Raw genomic sequence first — 21,744 nt, 5'->3', positions numbered from 1 at the left:
CCCCTGAACAGGAGGGGCGCTCGCATCAGGCGTTCGCGCGCATGAGCGGGCTGCGCATATCCAGTTGCCAAGTCTTTTCTGCTTGCCAGGCCAGTTGCAGGACGCGCGCATCTTCAAAACGTGCTGAGGCGATCTGCAGCCCTACAGGCAGTCCCTGACGGCCAAATCCGCAAGGCACGGAGATGGCAGGCACCCCTCCATAGTTGAAAATCGGCGTGAAAGCCGCATGTCCACGAGGGCCGGCAGGCTGTCCGCCAATGGTTGCTGGGCCTATGAGTTCATGGGGCCAGGCCTCTACGGGTGCGGTGGGGCACAGTAGCGCATCGTATTGTTTGAAGAACTGGGCAAAGCTGGCGTGGAAATGTTCCCGCAGCTTGAGCAGTTCTGTGATACGTGGGCCTGTAATGCTCTGTCCCAAGGCAATCTGCTCGCCCAGGTTGGGCATGATCCGGGCTGGATCTTCCTGCCATTGCGCACCAAAGCGTTGTGCCAGACCGGCTTGCTGTAGTCCGATTAGCGGGTACTCGCGAGCGCCCTCGGGCCAGATCGGATCTGCGTCTTCAATGTGCCAGCCCGCCTCACGCAGCGCATTTACGGCAGCCTGCATGGTGGACAGCACATCGGCATCAATTGACAGTCCACATCCCAAAGTGGGCGACCAGGCAAGGCGCAACATTTTCACATCGTCTTGCAGCACCGCTATCGCATTGGAATGCGCAAAGCTGGGGCAGGACAGCGGGTCTGCGGGTTCCCAAGCACTTAGCAGGTCCAGCACCCATGCACTGTCATGGACATTGCGGGTCAAGGGGCCAATGACGGACAGCAAATGGTTGGGGTCATCAAAGCCTTCCGGGTTAGGAATACGACCTAGCGTGGGTTTCATGCCCACCAGGCCGGTATGGGCTGCTGGTCGGCGGGTTGAACCACCTGCATCGGTGGCCAGGGCTACATGGCCGATCCCGGCAGCCAATGCTGCAACAGCACCTCCGGACGAGCCTCCAGGCGTCAGGGCGGTGTTCCAGGGGTTGGTGGTGGTGCCGTGCAGCAATGTCGTGGTAATGCCCATACAGGCGAATTCAGAGCAGTTGGTAACCCCCAGTGGGATAGCGCCCAGACTGCGCATCCGTGCGACACACCAGCTATCAGCCGGCGCTAAGAAGTCTTCAAACAGCAATGACCCAAACGTGCAGGGAACGTCTTGAAGCCAGAGGTTGTCTTTGACGGTAAAGCACACCCCTGCCATGGGCAGGTACTCACCGACAGCCAGTCGCGCATCGACTTGCGCTGCCGCCTTCAGGGGAATAGCCGGATCCCAGAAAGCGAAAGCGTTCAGTGAAGGATTGAAGCGCTCAATCCGATCGAGCATGTGCTGGGTGATGGTCTGTGCAGAGATGTTGCCTGCATTCACTCGCTGTGCGGTCTCATAAGCTGACCACTGATGTAAATCTTCATTCGACATGGAAATCCTTGTTAACCAAATTGAATCCAAATTTGTGCGGTATTTGCACCAAAGAAGTTCTTGTGTTGCACTAATTGAATGCCTTGCTTGGCACTGTCAATCTGGATTTCTATGTATGCAAAAGTAGTTCCATGTAGAAATCAATTTGAATTGATGTTGTGTACATAAAAAATAAATTTGGTATTCAATAAGAAATAAGTTGGCACACGATTTGCAGATGCATTGGCATGATGCAAAACACTGCCGCACACAGCCTGACCCTTGACGATATCGTGCATCGCTATGGCGATGCCTTGGCCGTTGATCACGTAACCCTCGAAGTGAATGCCGGTGAGCTGGTGGCATTGCTCGGCCCCAGTGGATGTGGCAAGACCACATTGCTGCGCATCATTGCGGGCTTCATCGGGCAGACCAGTGGCAAGGTCTCTATCGGTAATCGGCGTGTGGATGAGCTAGCCCCGGCGCAAAGAAACATCGGCATCGTTTTCCAGAATTACGCCTTGTTTCCACATATGACCGTGGCGCAGAACGTAGGCTATGGCTTGGCCGCGCGCAAGGTCGATAAACCGGCTATCCAGAAGCGAGTCAAGGAGATGCTGGACCTGGTGCAACTGGGGCACCTTGCAGAACGTCAGACCCGTCAGCTTTCCGGAGGCCAGCAGCAGCGTGTGGCGCTGGCGCGTGCTTTAGCCATTGAGCCCAAAGTGCTTCTGCTGGATGAGCCTTTTTCAGCACTCGACAAGAGCCTGCGTCTGGACATGCAGATGGAGATCAAACGTATCCAGCGCAGTGCAGGAACCACGGCATTGATCGTGACCCACGATCAGGAAGAAGCCCTGGGCATGGCCGACCGTGTAGCTGTGTTCAGTCAGGGGAGGCTGGAGCAGTTTGCGCCCGCTGCTCAGGTGTATGACCAGCCCGCATCCTTGTTTGTCAACCAGTTTGTCGGTACGGCGAATGTGCTGCCGGGTGTGCTCATGGAACGTGAAGGTTCTCAGGTTCAGGTACAGCTGGACGAAGGCGTGATCTGGAGCGGGGTGTGCCGCGATCCTTCACTGGCTCTCGGTGCGCGCGTGGTGGCATGTGTGCGGCCTGAGAACCTGCATGCCATCGCTCCTTCAATCGATGCACTACCGGGTCAGGTGGAATTGGGCATGCCTTTGGGGGCCAGTTCTGTTCATGAAATTTGTACAACAAACGGGCTGCGTCTGAAGTTATCTGGAGCCCGCTTGCTCGGCGCCAGCCTGCATCCGGTAGATGCATCGCTGTCTGTGAAGCCTGCATCTGCTGCCTGCGTCAATGTATTTGCTCACCCTTGAAGGTTCCCCGAACTTTTCTCTCTTCTGAAGGAGTCTTATCTTGTCCATGAACCGCCGTTCTTTGCTGGGTAGTGCCTTGACACTCAGCGCCATGCAGCTCTTTCCAAATTTGTCGCATGCGCAAGCGAGAAAGCTGGTGTTTGCCACCTTTACGGGAAGCTTTGAGGAAGCGCATCGGGATATCCTGTTGCCCGCTTTCAAGAAGGCGTCGGGCCAGAGTATGTTGCTTGATCCGATGCTGTCGGTCGACCAGATCGCCAAGGTCACCGCTGCTCGCAACAACCCGCCGATTGACTTGATGCTGCACGATCCAGGCCCGGCCCTGACAGCGATTGGGCAGGACCTGGTGGAACCTTTCCCCGTGGCATCGAGTGCGCATTACAACGATTTGATTCCTGAAGCTCAAGATGGCAATGGGCCATCGATCTTTTTCCAGGTGGTTGGTCTGACCTACAACCCCGAGAAGATCAAGACGCCACCGACCTCGTGGAAAGACTTGTGGAACCCCGCCTATAAAAATCGCGTGGGCATTACCAACCTGAACTCCACGTTGGGAACCGGCTTCCTGGTGGAAGTAGCACGCATGTATGGTGGCAACGAAAGCAATGTGGAGCCAGGCTTTGATGCGCTGAAGAAGCTGCGCCCGAACCTGGCTGCTGTGGTTGCTAATCCGGGAGCCTTGGCCACTCTGTTTGCCCAGGGTGAGATCGATATCAGCCCCGGCAACTTCAATCAGATCCAGTTGCTCAAGGCGCGGGGTGTACCTGTGGAGTTTGTGATTCCCAAGGAAGGTGCGATTGCGTTCAAGACATCTATTCATATCGTCAAGAACTCGCCCAATAAAGAGCTGGCGGCCAAGCTGATTGACACCGCCCTGTCGCCTGAAGTGCAGGCCAAGCTGATGCAAGCCCCTTATCTGGTGATCCCCACCAATGCCAAGGTGGCCATGGAGGGGGCCATCGACAAGGAACTCGTGAAGAGCACGGAAGAGATGAAGCAGAAGTTCATCTTCCAAGACTGGAAAAAGATCAACGAGCAACGCGCGCAGTGGGTTGATCGCTTTAACCGCGAAATCAAGCTCTGACGTTTTATTGCTTTAGCTAACGGAGATCGCACGAATGCGTGTTGCCTTTTCATCCTCCGGTCACTCACCGGTAGGGTACAGCCTGGCTTTTTCGCTGCCGCTGGCAGCATGCTTCGTGCTGTTCTTCCTCATGCCGCTGGTTACATTGCTGGCGGTCAGTTTTTTCAATGAGCCGGAACTCCAGAGCATGGGATTGGCGCAGTACGGTCAGATCATCTCCGATGGATTCTCGCTGCTGGTACTGGCTGACACACTGTGGCTGGGGCTGCAGACGACCCTGCTGTGTTTGCTGTTTGGTTATGCGCTGGCATGGTGCTATGTGCGCTGTCCAGGTTCTTGGCAAAAGCTGTTGATGCTGATCATCGTGATGCCTTTGCTCACGAGTGTGGTGGTTCGCACCTTTGCCTGGATCGTCATTTTGGGGCGCCAGGGCATTGTCAACACGGCACTGATGGAGTGGGGTGTCATCGATTCAAGCATTGGCCTGCTGTATTCACGGGGTGGCTTGATTGCCGCACTGGTGAATGTGCAGTTGCCCCTGATGACACTGCCACTGATTACGGCCATGCAAAAGCTCGATCCCAATCTGCATGATGCTTCAGCGGCGCTGGGCGCCGGTGCATGGCGCACGTTCTGGAAAGTGACGGTACCGCTGACGCTGCCAGGTGTGATCGCAGGTAGCTTACTGACCTTTGCCGCCAGTATTACCGCCTTCATTACACAGTCACTGATTGGTGGTGGGCAGATGCTTTTCATGCCCATGTACATCTACCAGCAGGCTTCTGCGCTGCAGAACTGGCCTTTTGCGGCAGCGTTGTCCATCGTCTTCACAGCAGCGGTCATGTTGTGCATGAGCTTGCTCAATTGGCTGGGACGTGCCGTGTCACGCCACAGTGCCCAGATTTGAAAGGAATCAGCATGCCTATGCGTCAACGTAAAAAGGTGGCGGATCTCACGCTGTACATACTGCTGGTGCTGCTGGCCAGCATTGCATTGTTGTTACTCGTGGCGCCCACAGCGATTGTGGTGATCCTGTCCTTCACGGATGGCTACTCGCTGAAATTTCCTCCGCGGGGTTTTTCCCTGCGCTGGTATGAAAAGCTGCTCGACAACGAGCAACTGCTTGAAGCCGCTTGGAACAGCGTACGTGTGGGACTGCTGTGCACGGTGTTCAGTGTCGTCTTGGGCAGTGCTGCGGCATTGGGCATCTCGCGCTCAACCAGCCACTGGGCCAAGATGCTGGACACCTTCTTCATGTCACCCCTGGTGCTGCCTGCGCTGGCCTTCGGACTGGCTGCACTGATGTATTTCTCCACGCTGGGCGTGCCGCTGTCTTTTTCCACGCTGGTGATCGGGCATACGGTGCTGGGCGTGCCCTATGTCATCCGTACTACCACGGCTGCTCTAACGCAGTTGTCCACTGTGCTGCTGGAAAGCTCTGCCAGCCTGGGGGCCAGCAAGTGGTACACGCTGCGCAAGGTAACGTTGCCATTGATTGCGCCCGGCATTGCTGCAGGTGCCTTTATCTGCTTCATGAGCTCTTTCGACAACATTCCGGTCTCGCTGTTCTTGCGTGATGCAAGTACCGACATGCTGCCTATCCGCATGTGGCAAGACTTGGAAAACCGCATGGATGTGAGCATCGCGGCCATTTCCAGTGTGATGGTTTTCTTCACTGTGGCGCTGATGGTGTGCATGGAGAAACTCACAGGCATTAGCCGCCGCATGCGCTAAGCACCTGCGCATGACAAGTTCTAGCAATGAAAGTTTGGGATATGAATAACAACACAGGAGCCACAATTGTGGCCGCGCTGGATTTGGTGGTGCGCAATGCACGTGTCATTACCGCAGCCGATGAGATGTTCTGCGACATTGGCATTCGTGGCGGGCAGATTGTCCAGATGGGCTGCGGTTTGCCTGCTGGCCTGAAAGAAATCGATGCCCAGGGGCGTGCTGTAACGCCAGGTGGCGTGGATGCCCATTGCCACCTGGAAGAAATTACCAGCGGACCTGTGCGCATGGCCGATGACTTCGATACAGGGACACGCGCTGCCGCATGCGGCGGAACGACGACGGTGATTCCTTTTGCCGCGCAGCAAAAAGGACACTCACTGCGCGCAGCGGTGGAAGAGTACAAGCGGCGGGTAGACGGGCGAGCCCATGTGGACTATGCCTTCCACATGATCGTGACAGATCCAACCCCTGAGGTGCTGGAGAACGAGCTGCCAGAACTGATTGCGCAAGGCTTTACGTCATTCAAGATCTATATGACGTATGACGCCATGAAGCTCAATGATGGACAGATTCTGGACGTGCTGTCAGTTGCCAAAGCACATGGTGCGATGGCCATGCTGCATGCAGAAAATGCCGACTGTATTGCCTGGCTGACACGCAAGCTGGAAGCTGCGGGGCGCACCGCTCCGCGATTCCATGCAGTCGCGCGCCCAATGCTGGTGGAGCGTGAAGCAACGCACCGTGCCATTGCACTGTCAGAGCTGGTGGATGTCCCCATCCTGATCGTGCATGTCTCTGGCAAAGAAGCTGTCGAGCAGATTCGCTGGGCCCGTTCACATGGTTTGAAAATTTTTGCGGAAACCTGCCCGCAGTATCTGTTCTTGACGCGTGAAGATCTGGGTCTGGACGACAGCTATGAAGGCGCTAAATGTGTCTGCAGTCCCCCGCCGCGCGACCGTGCCAACCAGGAAATCATCTGGGATGGGCTGAACGATGGATTGTTCTCGGTTTTTTCCTCAGACCATGCTCCATTCCGTTTTGACGGTGAGCACGGCAAGAAACCGCAAGGCCAGGAAGTGGCATTTGGCAAGATCCCCAACGGTATTCCCGGTATCGAAACGCGCATGCCTTTGCTGTGGTCTGAAGGCGTTCTGAGCGGGCGCATGACCCCCCAGCGCTTTGTTGAGCTGACCTCTACAGGTCCCGCAAAAGCCTATGGTCTGCACCCCCGCAAAGGTTGTATTGCGATTGGTGCAGATGCCGATCTGGTGATCTGGAAAGAAGTCGATTTCAAACTCACCAACAGCATGCTCCACCACAACGTGGACTACACACCTTACGAAGGCATGCAACTCAAGGCCTGGCCAGCAATGACCTTGTCACGCGGGCGTGTGGTGTGGGATGGTTCTGACTTCCATGTCCAGCTGGGGCATGGGCAGTTACTGGCTTGTGGCGAGCCCAGTCTTCTGGCCGAAGGTACGCGCTTTAGTCATCGCTATCAGACCGTGTGCCGTGATGGCAGCTGCTGCTGATAGGAGCGCTTGAAAGCAAAAACTTATGCGTCTACTGATCCTCAATCCCAATATATCCACCAGTGTGACCGAGCTGATTGCTGCTGAAGCACGTCTGGCAGCAGCGCCAGAGACACAGATCACTATGCAAACTGCCCCGTTCGGGGTGGCCTATATAGAAACGCGCTTTGAAGCGCTGATTGGTGCCTATGCCGTGGCGCAAATGGCGTCAGAACATGTTGCCGGCCACGATGCCGTGATCGTTGCGGCATTCGGCGATCCAGGGCTGGCCGCACTGCGTGAAGTGATGCCAGTTCCAGTACTTGGCATGACGGAATCGGCCTTGGCGAGTGCGTGTCTGCTGGGGCATCGTTTTTCCATTATTGCCATCAGCCAGCGTATTCAGGCCTGGTATCGCGAAGAAGTGCAGCGTCACCAGTTGCAGGGCCGCCTGGCAAGCATTCGCGCGCTTGACGAGCAGCTGGCCGATATCGGTCAGGTGCAGCAAGATCACGAGACAGCATTGCTGGCACTGTGCGAGCGTGCCGTGCGGGAAGATGGTGCGGAGGTACTGATCATTGCGGGCGCACCGCTGGCAGGGCTGGCACGAAAGATCAAAGATCGCATCGGGGTGCCTGTGGTGGATGGCGTGTCGAGTGCCGTGCAGCATGCCCAGAGCTTGCATGCCTTGCAGCCTGCCAAGGCTAGCATCGGAAGCTTTGCACGTCCTCCGCGGAAATTGCACCAGGGGCTGCCAACCAGCCTGGGAGCGCTATTGGATGCGTGACTCCCGCTCATTGTTTATTACGCCACCATTTTTATGACCGAGACCACCTCTGCCCATCTGCGCATGGGCGTACTGACCCCTTCCTCCAATACAGCTCTGGAGCCTTTGACAAGTGCTTTGGTGGGGAGTTATCACGCGGCGGATAAGCCTCTGAACTCCCTGAAAAACAGCTTGGTGAGTGCGCATTTTTCGCGTTTCAAAGTGACGGAAATTGCCCTCAGCGATCAGGCTCTGGGGCAATTTCAAGATGAAAATATTTTGTCGGCGGCTGCATTGCTTGCAGATGCCAAGGTCGATGTCATTGGCTGGAGTGGCACCGCCGCTGGTTGGATGGGCTTTGACAAAGATGAGCGACTGGTCGAGCGTATTCAGCAGAGGACAGGCATTCCTGCTACGACGGCGATTTTGGCGCTCAATGAAGCGCTGCGATTGCGCGGTATAGAACGCATTGGAATTGTTTCACCCTATACCAGCGATGTGCAGCAGCGTATTGCGGCTAACTATGAGCGCATGGGCATTGAAGTGGTGGCGGAAACACACGAGAACATACGTGACAACCATGCGTTTGGCATGCTGGCCCCGGAGCTGATATTGCAGCGTTTGCGCTCTGTGGCGCAGCATCCCCGAGCGCCTCAGGCATTGATCACTTATTGCACCAATCTGCGCGCAGCCCATCTGGCACCTGCCATTGAAGCTGAATTCGGTATTCCGCTGTATGACACGGTCAGCACCACGGTCTGGGGCATGCTGCGTCAGGCTCAATGGCCCACCCAACCTCTGGCAGCCTGGGGGCAGCTATTCCAAATGGATGGTTTTGTACGGCGATAGCTGCATAAGTTATCCACGCAACAAAAAGGCCGCATCTCGAAAGATGCGGCCTTTTTTATGGGCTGCGCCCGGTTCAGTTCTATCTTTTAGGCAGTAACCGCAGCAGTGGGGCGCAGCAACTGCAAAATCGTGCGCTTGTAGTCATTGAACATGGGAGATGTGGGATCGCGAGGGCGGTCCATATCGATGGTCATCATCTCTGTCAGGCGGCCAGGGCGTGCAGACATCACTGCAACATGGGTGCCGAGGGTCAGCGCTTCATCAATACCGTGGGTCACAAACACAATGGTGGTATTGCTTTCACGCCAGATGTGGATGATTTCGGCATGCATGTCCATCTTGGTCTGTTCGTCCAGAGCACCAAAGGGCTCATCCATCAGAATGACTTCGGGGTTCATCAGCAGAGCACGTGCAATGCCTACGCGCTGATTCATGCCGCCGGATAACTCGCTGGGGTAGTGATTCTCAAAGCCTCGCAGCCCCACCATATCAATGAATTTCTGTGCCTTCTGGCGGCGCTCTTCTGCGCTGCGCCCCTGCATCTTCAAATAGAAAGATACGTTCTCCCAGACTGGCAACCAGGGCATCAGATTCGCTTGCTGGAACACGAAGCCCCGGTCGATGCCCGGTTGTGTAACCACATGCCCTCCCACTGTGACACTGCCTGAGGAGGGCGTGTCAAAGCCAGCAATCATGTTCAGCAGTGTGGATTTGCCGCAGCCGCTGGGTCCGAGCAGGCATAGGAAATCATTGCGCTTGACCCGAATGCTGACTTCCTGCAGTGCCGTCACAGGGGTTTTGCGCTGAGGGTCTTCAAAAATGCGGGAGACCTTGTCGATGCTGATCAGCGTCATGGGATTAATCTTTCTTGGATTGCAAAGTGGTAGCGTGCTGCCAGCGCAGCAGACGGGCAAAGAGCTTTTTGATCAATGCATCACTGAAGAAGCCCATCAGGCCAATGCTGCACATGGCTGCAATCACGATGTCGTAGCGCAGGAAGTAATAGGAGTCCCACAGGACATAACCCACACCGCTTTTCACCGCCACCATTTCAGCTGTCACGCTGAGCATCCAGGCCGAGCCAATCGCAATGCGCAGGCCCGAAAAAATGCTGGGCAACGCTGCAGGAAACACAATATGACGCAGCAACATACGGCTGCTCCCACCGCACATGGCACCTGCACGCAGCAGGTTGCGATCACATGTTTTCACCCCATGGATGGTGGAAAGCAGGATGGGAAAAAACGACCCCATGAACACCAGAAAGATGGCGGGTTTGTTGGCAATGCCAAACCAGATGATGGCAAGTGGAATCCATGCCACAGGCGGGATCGGACGCAGCGTCTGGAGAGTAGGTTCAAACAATTTCTCCACCGTCTTGGACCAGCCAATGGCAATACCGGCTGCAATACCGATGAGGGCCGCGATCAGGAAGCCGGAGAACACGCGCGTCGCACTGGCCAAGATGTCGCTTAGCCATTTGCCGCTGTACATCTGGGAGTTGCCGTCGGTTTCAAAGACCCAGTCGGCCCAGGCTACCAGCACCTGGCTGGGTGCTGGCAGCAAGGCCTGAGGCAAAACACCGGAGCGAGAAAAGATTTCCCAGCCTCCCAGAACTAAAAAAGGAACAATCCATTTTTCGATGCGTGCGTACAGACTGCACCATAGAGGCGTGTGCGACGCTGCGTGTGCTGCTTGCATAAAAACCTCGCTGTATTAGTAACCCAGGCTGCTCTTAGGCTGGCCAGAGATTTTTTCGAGGAAGCTGTAATCCATCGCCTTGTCCACCAGCGGTGACACATCGGTGCGCACGTATTTCAGGTCATACATCATCTTGGCAATGGCCTTTGTCGACGCACGGTACATCTGATGGTCTGGGTAGAGATTGCTCACCGAACCCTTGGCAATCTCTGGCGACAGTCCGGTTGCCTTCTGAATGGTGTCCACAAACAGGGGCTGTTCTTTTTCCAGGACCTTGTTCACCTTCACCACGCCGCGTACGGCTTCCAGCACTGCTTCGGGCTTGCTCTTGAGTACGTCCGAGCGCGTCACGATCAGGTTGGAGAGCTTGCCTGCAGCCTGGTCATAGGGGTAACTGAACAGCTTGGCGGCATCGGTCAGAACAATCTGTGCTGCAAAAGGATCCACAGAACTGACCATTTCCACTTCGCCACGGCGCAGTGCCTGCAGGTGATCGGCGGGGTTGGGAATGTTGATGAACTGAACATCCTTGTTGACGTCAATGCCGTGCTTGGCAAAGGTGCCGCGCATGTGCAAGTCCTGTGCATTGCCACGCGAAGCACCGACGCGGAATGGTTTGCCCTGGGCCTTGAATTCGGCAATTTTCTTTTTCAGTCCGTCCCAGTCTTCCGCAGCCAACCCCAGGCTGCTGGCCATCAGCATGCGCGAGCCACCATTGATCTGGCCCGAAATGGCGACCACGTCAAAGCCCTTGTCCAGTGCCGTCACGAAGTGCAGGTAAGTGACCTGTGCCACATCGAGGTTTTTGGAAACCAGGGCAGTCAGCACGTCATTGCCCGTATTGAAGTTGATTCCCTCAATCTGCACGCCATTTTCAGCTTGCGCAGGCACCAGAGAGACAGCCGAGCAATGTGCGCACTTGGCATAGCCGAGCTTGATGCTTTCAGCCGCCATGGCACAGGTGTTCATGGCCCATACACTGCTCAGGGTGGCAACCAGGGCTAAGGATTTGACGGTACGTTTCAACATGGAAGTGTCCTTATGAAAAAGCTGTAGGCACGGCTTCCATGCAATCGTTATGCCAATTTAGGATTCAATGTGAATAGACATTGGATACGATCTGTTAATTGATTTTGCACGATCAAGGTGATTGTTTCGCACAAAATCGTGCCTACTGAGATTGCTGATTGATATTGGTGCATTCTGCGAAACCAATGTATGGGTCTGCCTTTGATGCATAGGCACAAAAAATGCATTTCTATGTATTCAATTAGTAAAGGTATTGAATACAAGATGACAATTGCTAGTCGCCCAGCCTCTGAAACAATCACCGCCTTGCGCCATGCTCGCGCTCATGGATTGACGGTGGATGTCTCAGACTTTCCGCACAATGTTGATGTGCTGACCCATCTTCAAACTGCGGCGGCCATGGATGGGTGGCGCAGGGGACAAGCTCCCAAATTCTGGAAGTCGGGCGGGCCTTCTCTGGATCGTCCCTTGTTTCATGCACCTCTACCAGCAGAAGGTGTCTGGCTGCATACACCTCAGCAGCCTCCGGTACGGATGGCACAACCTGTGTGCTCGCTCCATGGCGTGGAAGCCGAAATTGCATTGCGCATTGACCAAACGCTTGATCAGCAGCAGGTACTGGCACTGGATTCTGACAGCGTGCATTCCGTTGTGGGTGCGATGACGGTGTCGATTGAATGGGTCGATTCGCGGTGGACACAGCAATTGCAATCGCCGTTGGCCATGCTTCAGATCGATCGTTTGAGTCATGGCGGATTGGTGGTTGCTGATATGTGGCAACCTTATGCTCCTCGCGACTGGTCTTCACAAATCTGCCGGGTGGAACTGGGAGGAGGGGAAGCTCACGTTTTCCAAGGCTCCCATCCTCTGGGCGATCCAAGCCATGTGTTGCTCCCATGGCTGCTGCATGCCACGCAGCACTGGGGCGTGGTGGAAGCTGGCACCATCGTTACCACAGGCAGCTGGTGCCAGATCTTGCATGCCTTGCCGGGACAGACTGTGCGCGTTGCATTTGATGCGATAGGAGAGGTCAACATGCAATTTGCAGAAGCTAGCTGATGCTTTGCAATGAGTTTCTAGTCAGCAGAATATGTTTAGGTAGGAGACATAAAAATATGGCCTCAAAAAAAGCAGTGGGTTCAGCCGATATCTATCAAAATGTTTACAACGCCATCGTAGAGCATCGGTTAATGCCAGGTACCAAATTGTCAGAAGAGCGTGTAGCAGAGCTTTTCAATGTGAGTCGTACGCAAGTGCGGAGCGTGCTACAGCGTTTGGCCGTTCAACAACTGGTGACTTTGTTTCCTAATCGTGGTGCATTTGTCTCGCAACCCTCGGCACAAGAAGCCAAAGACGTGCTCTGGATCCGCCGCACACTGGAAGCTGCCGCGGTGGAGCGCGTGATTAAACGAATGCAAGCGGAGGGTGCCAAGGAAGTGTTGCAAAGGCTGAAAGCCTGCCTGCTTGCGGAGCAGCAAGCGCGTAAGGTCGGGGACCGACGCCAAGCTGTGAGGCTCTCGGGTGAGTTTCACGTCTTGCTAGCTGAGCTATCTGGCAGCAGCCTATTGCTTCGACTGGTAAAAGAGTTAACCCCACTGACCTGTTTGGCCATTCTGACATTTGAGACGCCGACCAAGTCAGCTTGCCCTCACGATGAACATGCACAGTTGTTGGAATGCATTGAGGCAGGTGATGTTGCGGCGGCCAGAGAATGCATGGAACAGCATTTATTGCATATTGAACATGCTATGAATTTGGACGACATCCAAGAGCCGGAGGTCGATCTTGCAGCTATCTTATTGGGTAGCAGTGAGTAGTCGGGTAAGTTCTGAACCTTGAAAGCAAAAAAGCACCTATAGATGCGGACAGGTTATGCTTTATTTTGCGACAGGATTTGGTAACGGCACTTCCTCTCAGTCCAAAGCAAATGCCTGGCGCAGTGCGTTGCCAAAGGCCGCATTGCCGGTAAGCGTCAGCGTGAGTGTGGTGTAACTGCCGGCTTGTGGCATTTCCGCATGGACTGCATCCTTGTTTTTGTCCCAGCGGATGTCCAGCGTACGGCCGCTGTCATCCTCTTGGGCGCTCAAGTCGTAATCCCAGTCACCGCCATCATCCAGCGAAGCGCGTCGCCCAGGGAAGTCGTGGACGGCCCATTGCAACACCTGGGATACTTCCTCGAGTAGCGCGGTCCAGCGGTTGTCGGTGACACTGGCCATTGCGTCCCAGCTGCCGTTGCCGTCTTCATCTTCGCTGTATTCAAAATCAAGGTAATCAAGGGCCATTTCTTGTGCTTTCATCAACGAATGCAAAGAATAGCCAGTGGAAATTTTTGAGTTAACTGAGCGTGGGCAAAGCACATGGTACCCAGGGTTTTATTGAGGGCTGTCGCACAGCGTTAGGGCTTGTTGTGCCAATCAATGGCAGCTTGCAGATTCAGCAAGCTGGCCTCAATGGCGGCGGCCGTCATATGTGGCTGCTCCATGGGGAAAAGGTGGCTGCCATCGACCATCATGGTGCGTCCATGTGTGATGCGCTGGGTCAGGTCCATGCCCACTTGCTTCATTTCTTTGGAGTGCATGCCGCCAATGAATGCTGCAGGGCAACGCAAGGGATGGCGGCGTAGCATGGCATTGAGGTTATGGGGCAAGGTGTTGTAGATGGCGGTCTCTTCTTCCCGTGTGAAGTGCAGAGTCATGCGGCCATCATTGGTGGGGCTCAAGCCGTGCTCGACATAGTCTTGCAGCATTTGCGGATGCCAGCGGGCGAAGGATTTCTTGGCTTGAAACATGGTCAAGGCCTCTTCGCGACTGTTCCATAGATTGCGGCGTTTACGGCTGACCTTGCCGGGAGATATATTGGCTACCAGTTGCGTGCGTTTGGCCATTTCAAGCGAGGTGGCGCGCCAGCCGCTGATCAAGGGAGAGTCGAGCAGCAGCACGCCTTTGGCCAACTGCGGATACTGCGCCGCCACCATGATGCTCAGAAAACCGCCCAGCGAGTGCCCCACCAGAAAGGCTGGTTGGCCCCAGCGTTGAATCAGCGGATCCGCAAAATCCTTGAGTTGCTGCACCAAATGGGGCCAGTTGTTGGTGACAGGGTAGTGTGTGTCGTGACCGAATCGATCAATCGCATGGACGTCAAAACCACGCTCGCGCAACAGCGTGAACAGCAGTTGATAGGTGCTGGCCGGAAAACTGTTGGCGTGAGAAAAGATCAGCGGTTGCATGCATTGGTGGAAGCACGCAGGCGCTGAGTGCTTCAGACGAGTTTCTCTTCAGGAGTAGTGATTTTCTTGATGGGGTTTGGTTTGTCCGTCACCAGCGGGACGGTGCTGTTGCCCCCGAACCACTGGGGATCCTCAATGCTGTCAAACACGGCGCGCAAGCGCGCTCCCCAGTTGCTGCGCAGCATTTGAAAGTAGGGGTTGTGCTCATCAATGCACACCAGTTTGGAGCAGGTGTAGCTGTTGGCGTCATAGACCGCCAAGTCCAGCGGCAGACCGACGGAGAGGTTGGATTTGAGCGTGCTGTCCATGGAAACCAGCGCGCATTTTGCTGCTTCATCCAAAGGCAGTTCGGGGGTGAGCACCCGGTCCAGCACCGGCTTGCCGTACTTGGCTTCACCAATCTGAAAGTAAGGCGTCTCTGCCGTGGCCTCAATGAAATTGCCGGCTGAGTACACCTGAAACAGGCGCATGCCTTCGCCCTGAATCTGGCCTCCAAACAGCATGGAGACATTGAAGTCGACGCCTGCACGCTTAAGTGCGGCACCATCGCGGTCGTACACGTGACGCACCGCCGCACCGAGCACTCGGGCTGCATCAAACATGCTGGTGGCATTCCAGATGTTCAAAACTTCACCGGTGGCATCGTCGCGGATTGACATGCTTTGCAGCAGTTCGCGCACGGATTGAGAAATCGACAGATTGCCTGCGGACAGCAGCGCCATAAAGCGATCACCAGTCTTCTCGTAAATCATCATCTTGCGAAAGGAGTTGATCTGGTCGAGACCTGCGTTGGTGCGCGAATCGGACAGAAAGACAAGGCCAGCGTCCAGCTTGATGGCGATACAGTAGGTCATGATGTGTCAGTCAGAAAGCTGCTTTAGCAAGCAAGTGTAGTGCTCGCTTGCCTTGGCTGGTGTCAGAGAAGGCTTAGTTGCGCTGGGCCAGTTTTTTGAGTTGATACAAGGCTTCCAGCGCTTCGCGCGGGCTCAGTGCATCAGGATTGATTTGGGAGAGCGCATCTTCCACTGGAGTCGCTTGCAGCGCGGATGCGGGCATGGGCGGAGCGGCAAAAAGGTCCACCTGTTCTTTGCTTGCATCGTCACGAGCTTCCAGGGCTTCGAGAGTGTGGCGCGCATGGTTGAGCACGGCAGCGGGCATGCCGGCCAGCTTGGCCACTTGCACACCATAGCTGCGGCTGGCAGGGCCTGGCTGGATTTCGTGCAGAAACACAATATCGCTGCCAGACTCTGCGGCACCTACATGCACATTCACCGCAGACTTGGCTTTGGCAGGCAGTTCAGTCAGTTCAAAGTAATGGGTCGCAAACAAGGTGAATGCCTTGGTGCGGTCATGCAGTTGCGCGGCAATGCCGCTGGCCAGGGCCAGGCCATCAAATGTGCTGGTACCACGACCAATCTCATCCATCAAAACCAGACTGTGCGGAGTGGCTGCGTGCAGGATCTGTGCGGCCTCGGTCATCTCCATCATGAAGGTGGACTGGGCGTTGGCCAGATCATCTGCCGCGCCAATGCGGGTGTGAATGGCATCGATTGGCCCCAGTCTGCAGGCTGCGGCTGGTACATAGCTGCCCATGCTGGCCAGCAGCACAATCAAAGCCACTTGGCGCATGTAAGTCGATTTACCACCCATGTTGGGGCCGGTAATGATCTGCATGCGCGTGTTCACATTCATGCGGGTGTGGTTGGCGATAAAGCTGCCGCTGGAGGTTTCCGCCATGCGCGCTTCCACCACGGGATGGCGACCGGCGTCAATCTCGATGCAGGGTACGGAGCTGAATTCGGGTTTGCTCCAGTTCAGCGTGAGCGAGCGCTCGGCCAGCGTACACAGCACGTCCAGCGCAGCAATGGCTTGCGCGACACGCGTGAGGTCCGGAACATGGGGCTGAAGCTGATCCAGAACTTGTTCGTACAGCAGTTTTTCGCGTTGCAGGCCGCGCTCCTGGGCAGACAGTGCCTTGTCTTCAAAGGCTTTGAGCTCAGGGGTGATGTAGCGCTCGGCGTTCTTGAGCGTCTGGCGGCGCTGGTAGTGCGCGGGCACCATGTCTTTGTAGCTGTTGGTGATTTCAATGTAGAAACCATGCACCTTGTTGAACTGCACGCGCAGGTTCGGAATATTGGTGAACAGCTTTTCCTTGGCTTCCAGCTCCAGCAGAAACTCGTCGCAGTTCTCCTGGATGCTGCGCAACTCGTCCAGTTCAGCATCAAAGCCTTGGGCAATCACACCACCGTCGCGCACCAGTGCAGAGGGTTCTTCCATGATGGCCGCGGTGAGCAACTCAGCGCAACCTTGCGGTGGCACCAGGTCCTGGAAGATCTGGTTCAGATAGGCCGATGGAGAGGACTGGGTCTGCGCAAGCAGTTGTGCTTTTTGCAGCGTCTTACCCAAAGCCACCAGTTCACGCGGGCGGACCTGACGCAGCGCAGTGCGCGCGGTGATGCGTTCCACATCGCTGACACCTTTGAGTTCGGCACGCAGCGCTTGCCAGGGCATGAGGCCGCCTAGCGCATCGCTGCCGCGCAGCACTTCCGTGGCACCCAGGCGTGCAATGGCATCAGCGCGGTCACGCTTGGGCTCCAAAAGCCAGCTTTTGAGCAAACGGCTGCCCATGCCGGTCATGCAGCTGTCGAGCAGTGAAAACAGCGTCGGGCTGTCTTCTCCACGCAAGGTTTTCACCAGCTCCAGATTGCGGCGGGTGGTGGGTGGCAGATTGATGAGCTGGTCATCACGCTGCACCTGCACGCTATGGATATGCGTCAGGTTGCGCCCTTGTGTATGTTCTGCATAGCTCAGCAGGGCAGCACTGGCAGCATGAGCCAGAGGAAGATCCTGGGCCTCCCACGCTTTGAGGCTGGCAGCGCCCAGTAACTCCAGCAGCTTGCGTTCGCCCAGGCCTGTGTCGAATTGCCAGTCAGGGCGCGGAGAGAGTGGACAGGCAATGGAGCCATTGTGCTTGAGCGCAAACAAGCCTTGTTCAAAACGCTCGGTCACGCCTGCGCTGTAAATCACTTCGCTGGGGGCAATGCGTGCCAGCCATTCACCGAGTTCGTCCTGTTCACACTCGGCCAAATGGATACGGCCTTGGGTGACACTCATCCAGGCCAGACCGCAGCGCTGGCGCCCGGCTGTGTGCAATGCAATCAGCACGGCTTCTTGCTTGTCGCTGAGCAGCTCACTATCGGTCAATGTGCCGGGCGTGACCACACGCACGACCTTGCGCTCCACAGGACCTTTGCTGGCTCCAACCTCTCCGACTTGCTCGCAGATAGCGACGGACTCTCCCATTTTGATCAGGCGTGCCAGATAGCCTTCCAGCGCATGGAAGGGAACGCCAGCCATGGCCACCGGAAAGCCCGCAGACTGACCGCGTGTGGTCAAGGTGATGTCCAGCAGGCGTGCAGCCTTTTCGGCATCTTCCCAAAAGACCTCGTAGAAGTCGCCCATACGGTAGAGCACCAGGGTATCGGGATAGTCTTTTTTTAGGCGAATGTATTGCGCCATCATGGGAGTGTGACTCTCCAATGGGGCGTCAAAAGGCGAGGCTGGGGTCTGCACGCTGTTGTTGTTCGGCTTGTGCGTGGAAACGTCGGAGGTGGACAAAACTCAAATTCCTTGTGGTGAACGGGCACTGTAGCGGCAGGCCTGTCGAGATCAAGAACGAATTATCCGGGATGCGGCAGGACGTGGCGCAATGCACACAAAACAGCCGCAAGTCATCAGGCGCTTGCGGCTGTTTGAAAGGGTATGCCTGAAGTCAGATTTTGAGTCTGCGCCGCAGTTGCCGTACCTCTTCCATCAGGTCAGCCGTCAAGGCTGCCAGTTCAGGGTCTGCGTCAAAAGTCCGCTCCAGTTGTGCGATTCTGCGGGCACGAATCACGGTGTGGGTGCTGAATCGCCATGCGTGTGTGGCATTGGGCGGCATGCTGTCGGTCTCATCACACTGCAGCACGCCGGTGCTCACGCGTTCAACCACCCATTGCGGCTCCATGCTGCAGGCATGAGCCAGTTGCTCCAGGCTGAGCGCTTCGGAATCCAGGATGTCGGGTGGGGTGTAGAAGACGGGATTCATGCGGTGTCTCCTGTACGAGGGTTACGGCCTTCAAAGGCCTTGGACAGGGTTTCGTAGGCTTGGCGTTGCGCATCGTTAAACACCGGAGGCACTATGATCTGGACAACCAGATACAAATCGCCAGGGGTGCGGCTGGGCAGGCCCTTGCCTTTGACGCGCAGTTTGCGTCCTGTTTGTGTACTCGCAGGTATGTTGATCTCAAGCGGGCCTGCCAGCGTGTCAAATTCCACAGGCCCACCCAAGGCTGCTTCCCATGGTGCCAGTGGCAGCTGCTGATACACATCCTTGCCTTGCACATGCCAGCGCTTGTCATCTTTGAAGCGCACCTCCAGCAGAAGATCTCCGGGCTCTGCTTGTCCATAGCCTGGCATCCCTTGACCAGCTAGGCGAATCATCTGGCCTTCGTAAACACCCTTGGGAATGGTGACTTGCAGCTCTCTTTCGTCCTCCACCGCATGGCCTTGGGCATCCAGGCGCACGCCACGCAAACGCAGCACGCGCATACCTCCGTTGTAGCTGTCAGGCAAGTCCAGCTCAATGCTTGCGTGTTGATCCTGGCCGCGCATATCGGGTGGTGGGCCTCGGCGGCGAGCATTTTGCGCGCGGCCAAACAACTCTTCAAAAAAGCTGCTGTAGTCGGTGTGATTGGGGGCGCCTTCGCTGCTTTGGCGGAAGTGAAAGTTCTGGCTGTCCCAGCCTGGCGGTGGCTGAAAACCTGCATCTGACTGACGGTACTGGCTGGCATCGCCTAGCTGGTCATAGGCTTTGCGCTTTTCCGGGTCAGAGAGCACGGCATTGGCTTCGTTGACCTCTGCCATTTTTTCGGCTGCGTCGGGCTCTTTGCTGATATCGGGGTGGTATTTGCGGGCCAGTTTGCGAAAGGCCTTTTTGATGTCCTCGGCACTGGCGTCTTTGGCAACACCGAGGATTTGGTAGTAATCCTTGTACTCCACCGCGATCTCCTGCTCACAACATGTATTCATGGTGGCGCAGTTGCTCGGCCTTGTCCATAGGCAAGAGGCTGCTTGAAGCAGGCGTAAAAAAAACCGCAAGCGCGTAGGCCTTGCGGTTTTGGGAAATCGAGCTACAACTTAGTCGTTGCTTTCAGCTTCGTCCTCAGCTTTTTTGTCAGCGGCAATGCCAGCGTCCACGCCCAGTTTGTCCTCGACGCCTGCGAACTTGCTGTACTTGCCCAGAATGCCCACCAGTTGGCCATAGGCGCGGGGATTGCCTGCCAGGCATTCGCCTTGCTCCAGGAAGTCAGCTTCGCCGGTGAAGTTGCCCACCAAGCCGCCTGCCTCGGTAACGATCAGGCTGCCAGCAGCCACGTCCCAGATTTGCAAGCCTGTTTCAAAGAAGCCGTCGGTAAAGCCAGCTGCCACATAGGCCAGATCCAGCGCTGCGGCACCGGGGCGACGCAGGCCAGCAGTGCGCTGGGTCACCTCGGCGAACATGCGCATATAGGCACGCAGATTGTCACCAGGGCGGAAGGGGAAACCGGTGGAGATCAGGCAGTCCTTGAGCTGGCTGCGCTTGGACACGCGGATGCGGCGCTCGTTCAAGAATGCGCCACGGCCACGGGTGGCTGTGAACAGGTCGTTTCGGCTGGGATCATAGACCACGGCGTGTTCGATTTTGCCCTTGACGGCCAGCGCAATGCTGACGCAGTAAACTGGGAAGCCGTGGATAAAGTTGGTGGTGCCGTCCAGGGGATCGATGATCCAGACGTAATCCGAGTTCTTGTTGCCAAACTCGTTGCCGCTTTCCTCACCCAGAATGCCGTGGTCTGGGTAAGCGCCCAGTAGGGTTTCAATGATGGTGCGCTCGGCAGCCTGGTCCACTTCGGTGACGAAGTCATTGACTTGCTTTTGGGCTACGCGGACCGACTCAACGTCCAAAGCAGCGCGGTTGATGATGGCGCCAGCGGCGCGTGCAGCCTTGATGGCCACGTTGAGCATGGGGTGCAGGGAGGAAGACGACATAAATTGTGCAGTAGGCGCCAGCGCAGGCCATCCCCAAATTTCAATTCTTTACTCACACAACCTGGGATGGTGCACCGCTGAACGCGGATGATGAACGGGTTCACGCACGTCCGGCGATGCGGACAGCGACAATAGGGCGCAAATTCTAACCGGCTTGACCGATTTCTGCTGCCTGCATCTGCAATGTGGGCCAAATGTTCGAATGAAAACCCGTTTTATCCTGATTGAGACCAGCCATGCTGGCAACGTGGGTGCTGCTGCCCGCGCCATGAAAACCATGGGCTTTGATGACTTGGTGCTGGTGCGTCCGCGCTGGCCCAATGTGTTGCGCAAGGAAGAAACCATTCAACGTGCCAGTGGGGCGCTGGATGTGTTGAATAATGCCCGTATTGTGGAAACACTGGACGAAGCGGTTGACGGGCTGACGCATCTGTGTGCCACGGCGATGACGCCACGCGACTTTGGTCCTCCCACACGTGCACCGCGTCAGCATTTTGAAATGCTCATGCAAGGGATGCTGAAAACCAGGCCTGCGCTTGTGGAGGATGGAGTTGATGCCCAGCCAGATACCGACAGTGTGCATGGAGAGCGTGGCATCGGCCTGATGTTTGGTTGCGAGCGCTTTGGCATGGCCAATGAAGATGTGTACCGCTGTGACGTGGCCTTGTCGATTCCTTCGAATCCTCAATTCGGCTCACTCAATCTGGGCGCTGCGATTCAACTGATCGCTTATGAGTGGCGCCAGGCGCTCGGCGGCTTCCCAGTGGTGGAGCACACGCCCCGTCCCGAGCGGGCCGACATGCAGCAGGTAGCAGGCATGCTGGGGCATTGGGAGCAGGCGCTGGCGCACCTTGGTTTCCTGGATCCGGCAGCGCCGAAGAAACTGATGCCCCGCTTGAACCAGATGTTTAACCGAGCGCAATTGACGCAAGAGGAAATCCACATCCTGCGCGGTGTTGCGAAAGCGATGCTGCAAAGTACCCCAGCAAAGCACTAA

Annotated in this window: 21 protein-coding genes; 10 read left to right on the top strand and 11 right to left on the bottom strand. The window is 56.1% G+C overall.

Going from position 1 to position 21,744, the window contains the following annotated elements; genetic code table 11:
* Window positions 1-25 precede the first annotated feature (25 nt).
* Window positions 26-1,459 carry an amidase gene (locus QEP11_RS00425; protein ID WP_284334583.1) on the bottom strand — a complete coding sequence of 478 codons (1,434 nt, stop codon included), beginning with the start codon at window positions 1,457-1,459 and terminating at the stop codon, window positions 26-28.
* A gap of 227 nt (window positions 1,460-1,686) precedes the next feature.
* Between QEP11_RS00425 and QEP11_RS00420 the strand changes: the two genes are divergently transcribed.
* The 7 genes from QEP11_RS00420 to QEP11_RS00390 are packed head-to-tail and all read left to right on the top strand — an operon-like array spanning window position 1,687 to window position 8,722.
* A complete protein-coding gene (locus QEP11_RS00420; RefSeq protein ID WP_284334581.1) occupies window positions 1,687-2,778 on the top strand; it encodes an ABC transporter ATP-binding protein in 1,092 nt (363 codons plus the stop codon).
* A gap of 46 nt (window positions 2,779-2,824) precedes the next feature.
* A complete protein-coding gene (locus QEP11_RS00415; RefSeq protein ID WP_284334580.1) occupies window positions 2,825-3,862 on the top strand; it encodes an ABC transporter substrate-binding protein in 1,038 nt (345 codons plus the stop codon).
* 34 nt (window positions 3,863-3,896) lie between these two features.
* Window positions 3,897-4,769, top strand: coding sequence for an ABC transporter permease (locus QEP11_RS00410; protein WP_284334579.1), 873 nt, complete (start codon window positions 3,897-3,899; stop codon window positions 4,767-4,769).
* Between the two features lie 11 nt (window positions 4,770-4,780).
* Window positions 4,781-5,596: an ABC transporter permease gene (locus QEP11_RS00405; protein WP_284334578.1), complete on the top strand. Its 816-nt coding sequence runs from the start codon at window positions 4,781-4,783 to the stop codon at window positions 5,594-5,596.
* A gap of 26 nt (window positions 5,597-5,622) precedes the next feature.
* Window positions 5,623-7,128, top strand: coding sequence for a dihydropyrimidinase (gene hydA / locus QEP11_RS00400; RefSeq protein ID WP_284334577.1), 1,506 nt, complete (start codon window positions 5,623-5,625; stop codon window positions 7,126-7,128).
* 25 nt (window positions 7,129-7,153) lie between these two features.
* Window positions 7,154-7,894, top strand: a complete 741-nt coding sequence (locus QEP11_RS00395; protein ID WP_284334576.1) for an aspartate/glutamate racemase family protein — start codon at window positions 7,154-7,156, stop codon at window positions 7,892-7,894.
* A 33-nt stretch (window positions 7,895-7,927) separates the two neighbouring features.
* Window positions 7,928-8,722 (top strand): maleate cis-trans isomerase family protein, encoded by a 795-nt coding sequence (locus QEP11_RS00390; RefSeq protein WP_284334575.1) that lies wholly within the window; start codon window positions 7,928-7,930, stop codon window positions 8,720-8,722.
* Window positions 8,723-8,808: 86 nt separating this feature from the next.
* Here the strand turns inward: QEP11_RS00390 and QEP11_RS00385 are convergent, their stop codons facing one another.
* From QEP11_RS00385 to QEP11_RS00375, 3 genes are read right to left on the bottom strand one after another with little or no spacing between them, the layout of a single operon-like run.
* The gene (locus tag QEP11_RS00385) at window positions 8,809-9,576 is read right to left on the bottom strand and encodes an ABC transporter ATP-binding protein (RefSeq protein ID WP_284334574.1); all 768 of its coding nucleotides are present in this window, start codon (window positions 9,574-9,576) and stop codon (window positions 8,809-8,811) included.
* A gap of 4 nt (window positions 9,577-9,580) precedes the next feature.
* Entirely contained in the window at window positions 9,581-10,423 is an 843-nt protein-coding gene (locus tag QEP11_RS00380; protein WP_284334573.1) for an ABC transporter permease, read from the bottom strand.
* A 15-nt stretch (window positions 10,424-10,438) separates the two neighbouring features.
* A complete protein-coding gene (locus QEP11_RS00375; RefSeq protein ID WP_284334572.1) occupies window positions 10,439-11,452 on the bottom strand; it encodes an ABC transporter substrate-binding protein in 1,014 nt (337 codons plus the stop codon).
* 264 nt (window positions 11,453-11,716) lie between these two features.
* Between QEP11_RS00375 and QEP11_RS00370 the strand changes: the two genes are divergently transcribed.
* Together QEP11_RS00370 and QEP11_RS00365 are read left to right on the top strand one after the other, a co-directional pair.
* Window positions 11,717-12,511 carry a fumarylacetoacetate hydrolase family protein gene (locus QEP11_RS00370; RefSeq protein ID WP_284334571.1) on the top strand — a complete coding sequence of 265 codons (795 nt, stop codon included), beginning with the start codon at window positions 11,717-11,719 and terminating at the stop codon, window positions 12,509-12,511.
* Window positions 12,512-12,567: 56 nt separating this feature from the next.
* Window positions 12,568-13,269, top strand: coding sequence for a GntR family transcriptional regulator (locus QEP11_RS00365; RefSeq protein WP_284334570.1), 702 nt, complete (start codon window positions 12,568-12,570; stop codon window positions 13,267-13,269).
* A 96-nt stretch (window positions 13,270-13,365) separates the two neighbouring features.
* On the opposite strand, the gene QEP11_RS00360 is transcribed toward QEP11_RS00365, so the two are convergent.
* From QEP11_RS00360 to QEP11_RS00330, 7 genes are all read right to left on the bottom strand, one after another.
* On the bottom strand, window positions 13,366-13,749 hold the full coding sequence (locus tag QEP11_RS00360) for a hypothetical protein (RefSeq protein ID WP_284334569.1): 384 nt from the start codon (window positions 13,747-13,749) through the stop codon (window positions 13,366-13,368).
* 98 nt (window positions 13,750-13,847) lie between these two features.
* Window positions 13,848-14,678, bottom strand: a complete 831-nt coding sequence (locus QEP11_RS00355; protein ID WP_284334568.1) for an alpha/beta fold hydrolase — start codon at window positions 14,676-14,678, stop codon at window positions 13,848-13,850.
* A gap of 32 nt (window positions 14,679-14,710) precedes the next feature.
* Complete coding sequence (locus QEP11_RS00350) at window positions 14,711-15,532, bottom strand: proteasome-type protease (RefSeq protein WP_284334567.1); 822 nt, start codon at window positions 15,530-15,532, stop codon at window positions 14,711-14,713.
* Window positions 15,533-15,605: 73 nt separating this feature from the next.
* Window positions 15,606-18,200, bottom strand: coding sequence for a DNA mismatch repair protein MutS (mutS, locus tag QEP11_RS00345; RefSeq protein ID WP_284335180.1), 2,595 nt, complete (start codon window positions 18,198-18,200; stop codon window positions 15,606-15,608).
* A 250-nt stretch (window positions 18,201-18,450) separates the two neighbouring features.
* Window positions 18,451-18,765 carry a chaperone modulator CbpM gene (locus QEP11_RS00340; RefSeq protein ID WP_284334565.1) on the bottom strand — a complete coding sequence of 105 codons (315 nt, stop codon included), beginning with the start codon at window positions 18,763-18,765 and terminating at the stop codon, window positions 18,451-18,453.
* Window positions 18,762-19,718: a DnaJ C-terminal domain-containing protein gene (locus QEP11_RS00335; protein WP_284335179.1), complete on the bottom strand. Its 957-nt coding sequence runs from the start codon at window positions 19,716-19,718 to the stop codon at window positions 18,762-18,764. Before QEP11_RS00335 ends, QEP11_RS00340 begins: the two co-directional genes overlap by 4 nt.
* Before the next feature lie 138 nt (window positions 19,719-19,856).
* Complete coding sequence (locus QEP11_RS00330) at window positions 19,857-20,747, bottom strand: inositol monophosphatase family protein (RefSeq protein WP_284334564.1); 891 nt, start codon at window positions 20,745-20,747, stop codon at window positions 19,857-19,859.
* Window positions 20,748-20,949: 202 nt separating this feature from the next.
* On the opposite strand from QEP11_RS00330, the gene QEP11_RS00325 reads away from it, so the two are divergent.
* The gene (locus tag QEP11_RS00325; protein WP_284334563.1) at window positions 20,950-21,744 is read left to right on the top strand and encodes an RNA methyltransferase; all 795 of its coding nucleotides are present in this window, start codon (window positions 20,950-20,952) and stop codon (window positions 21,742-21,744) included.

It is taken from the genome of Comamonas halotolerans, from assembly GCF_030162935.1.
GTDB classification, from domain to species: Bacteria; Pseudomonadota; Gammaproteobacteria; order Burkholderiales; family Burkholderiaceae_C; genus Comamonas; species Comamonas halotolerans.
The sequence above is the reverse complement of the archived record's forward strand: the minus strand, read 5'-3'. Positions and strand labels throughout refer to the sequence as shown.

Coding starts and splice junctions, on each gene's coding strand:
- hydA (WP_284334577.1), top strand. CDS start 5,623: ATGAAAGTTTGGGATATGAATAACAACACAGGAGCCACAATTGTGGCC.
- QEP11_RS00325 (WP_284334563.1), top strand. CDS start 20,950: ATGAAAACCCGTTTTATCCTGATTGAGACCAGCCATGCTGGCAACGTG.
- QEP11_RS00375 (WP_284334572.1), bottom strand. CDS start 11,452: ATGTTGAAACGTACCGTCAAATCCTTAGCCCTGGTTGCCACCCTGAGC.
- QEP11_RS00395 (WP_284334576.1), top strand. CDS start 7,154: ATGCGTCTACTGATCCTCAATCCCAATATATCCACCAGTGTGACCGAG.
- QEP11_RS00385 (WP_284334574.1), bottom strand. CDS start 9,576: ATGACGCTGATCAGCATCGACAAGGTCTCCCGCATTTTTGAAGACCCT.
- QEP11_RS00330 (WP_284334564.1), bottom strand. CDS start 20,747: ATGTCGTCTTCCTCCCTGCACCCCATGCTCAACGTGGCCATCAAGGCT.
- QEP11_RS00420 (WP_284334581.1), top strand. CDS start 1,687: ATGATGCAAAACACTGCCGCACACAGCCTGACCCTTGACGATATCGTG.
- mutS (WP_284335180.1), bottom strand. CDS start 18,200: ATGATGGCGCAATACATTCGCCTAAAAAAAGACTATCCCGATACCCTG.
- QEP11_RS00390 (WP_284334575.1), top strand. CDS start 7,928: ATGACCGAGACCACCTCTGCCCATCTGCGCATGGGCGTACTGACCCCT.
- QEP11_RS00360 (WP_284334569.1), bottom strand. CDS start 13,749: ATGAAAGCACAAGAAATGGCCCTTGATTACCTTGATTTTGAATACAGC.
- QEP11_RS00405 (WP_284334578.1), top strand. CDS start 4,781: ATGCCTATGCGTCAACGTAAAAAGGTGGCGGATCTCACGCTGTACATA.
- QEP11_RS00355 (WP_284334568.1), bottom strand. CDS start 14,678: ATGCAACCGCTGATCTTTTCTCACGCCAACAGTTTTCCGGCCAGCACC.
- QEP11_RS00380 (WP_284334573.1), bottom strand. CDS start 10,423: ATGCAAGCAGCACACGCAGCGTCGCACACGCCTCTATGGTGCAGTCTG.
- QEP11_RS00410 (WP_284334579.1), top strand. CDS start 3,897: ATGCGTGTTGCCTTTTCATCCTCCGGTCACTCACCGGTAGGGTACAGC.
- QEP11_RS00350 (WP_284334567.1), bottom strand. CDS start 15,532: ATGACCTACTGTATCGCCATCAAGCTGGACGCTGGCCTTGTCTTTCTG.
- QEP11_RS00415 (WP_284334580.1), top strand. CDS start 2,825: ATGAACCGCCGTTCTTTGCTGGGTAGTGCCTTGACACTCAGCGCCATG.
- QEP11_RS00425 (WP_284334583.1), bottom strand. CDS start 1,459: ATGTCGAATGAAGATTTACATCAGTGGTCAGCTTATGAGACCGCACAG.
- QEP11_RS00340 (WP_284334565.1), bottom strand. CDS start 18,765: ATGAATCCCGTCTTCTACACCCCACCCGACATCCTGGATTCCGAAGCG.
- QEP11_RS00365 (WP_284334570.1), top strand. CDS start 12,568: ATGGCCTCAAAAAAAGCAGTGGGTTCAGCCGATATCTATCAAAATGTT.
- QEP11_RS00370 (WP_284334571.1), top strand. CDS start 11,717: ATGACAATTGCTAGTCGCCCAGCCTCTGAAACAATCACCGCCTTGCGC.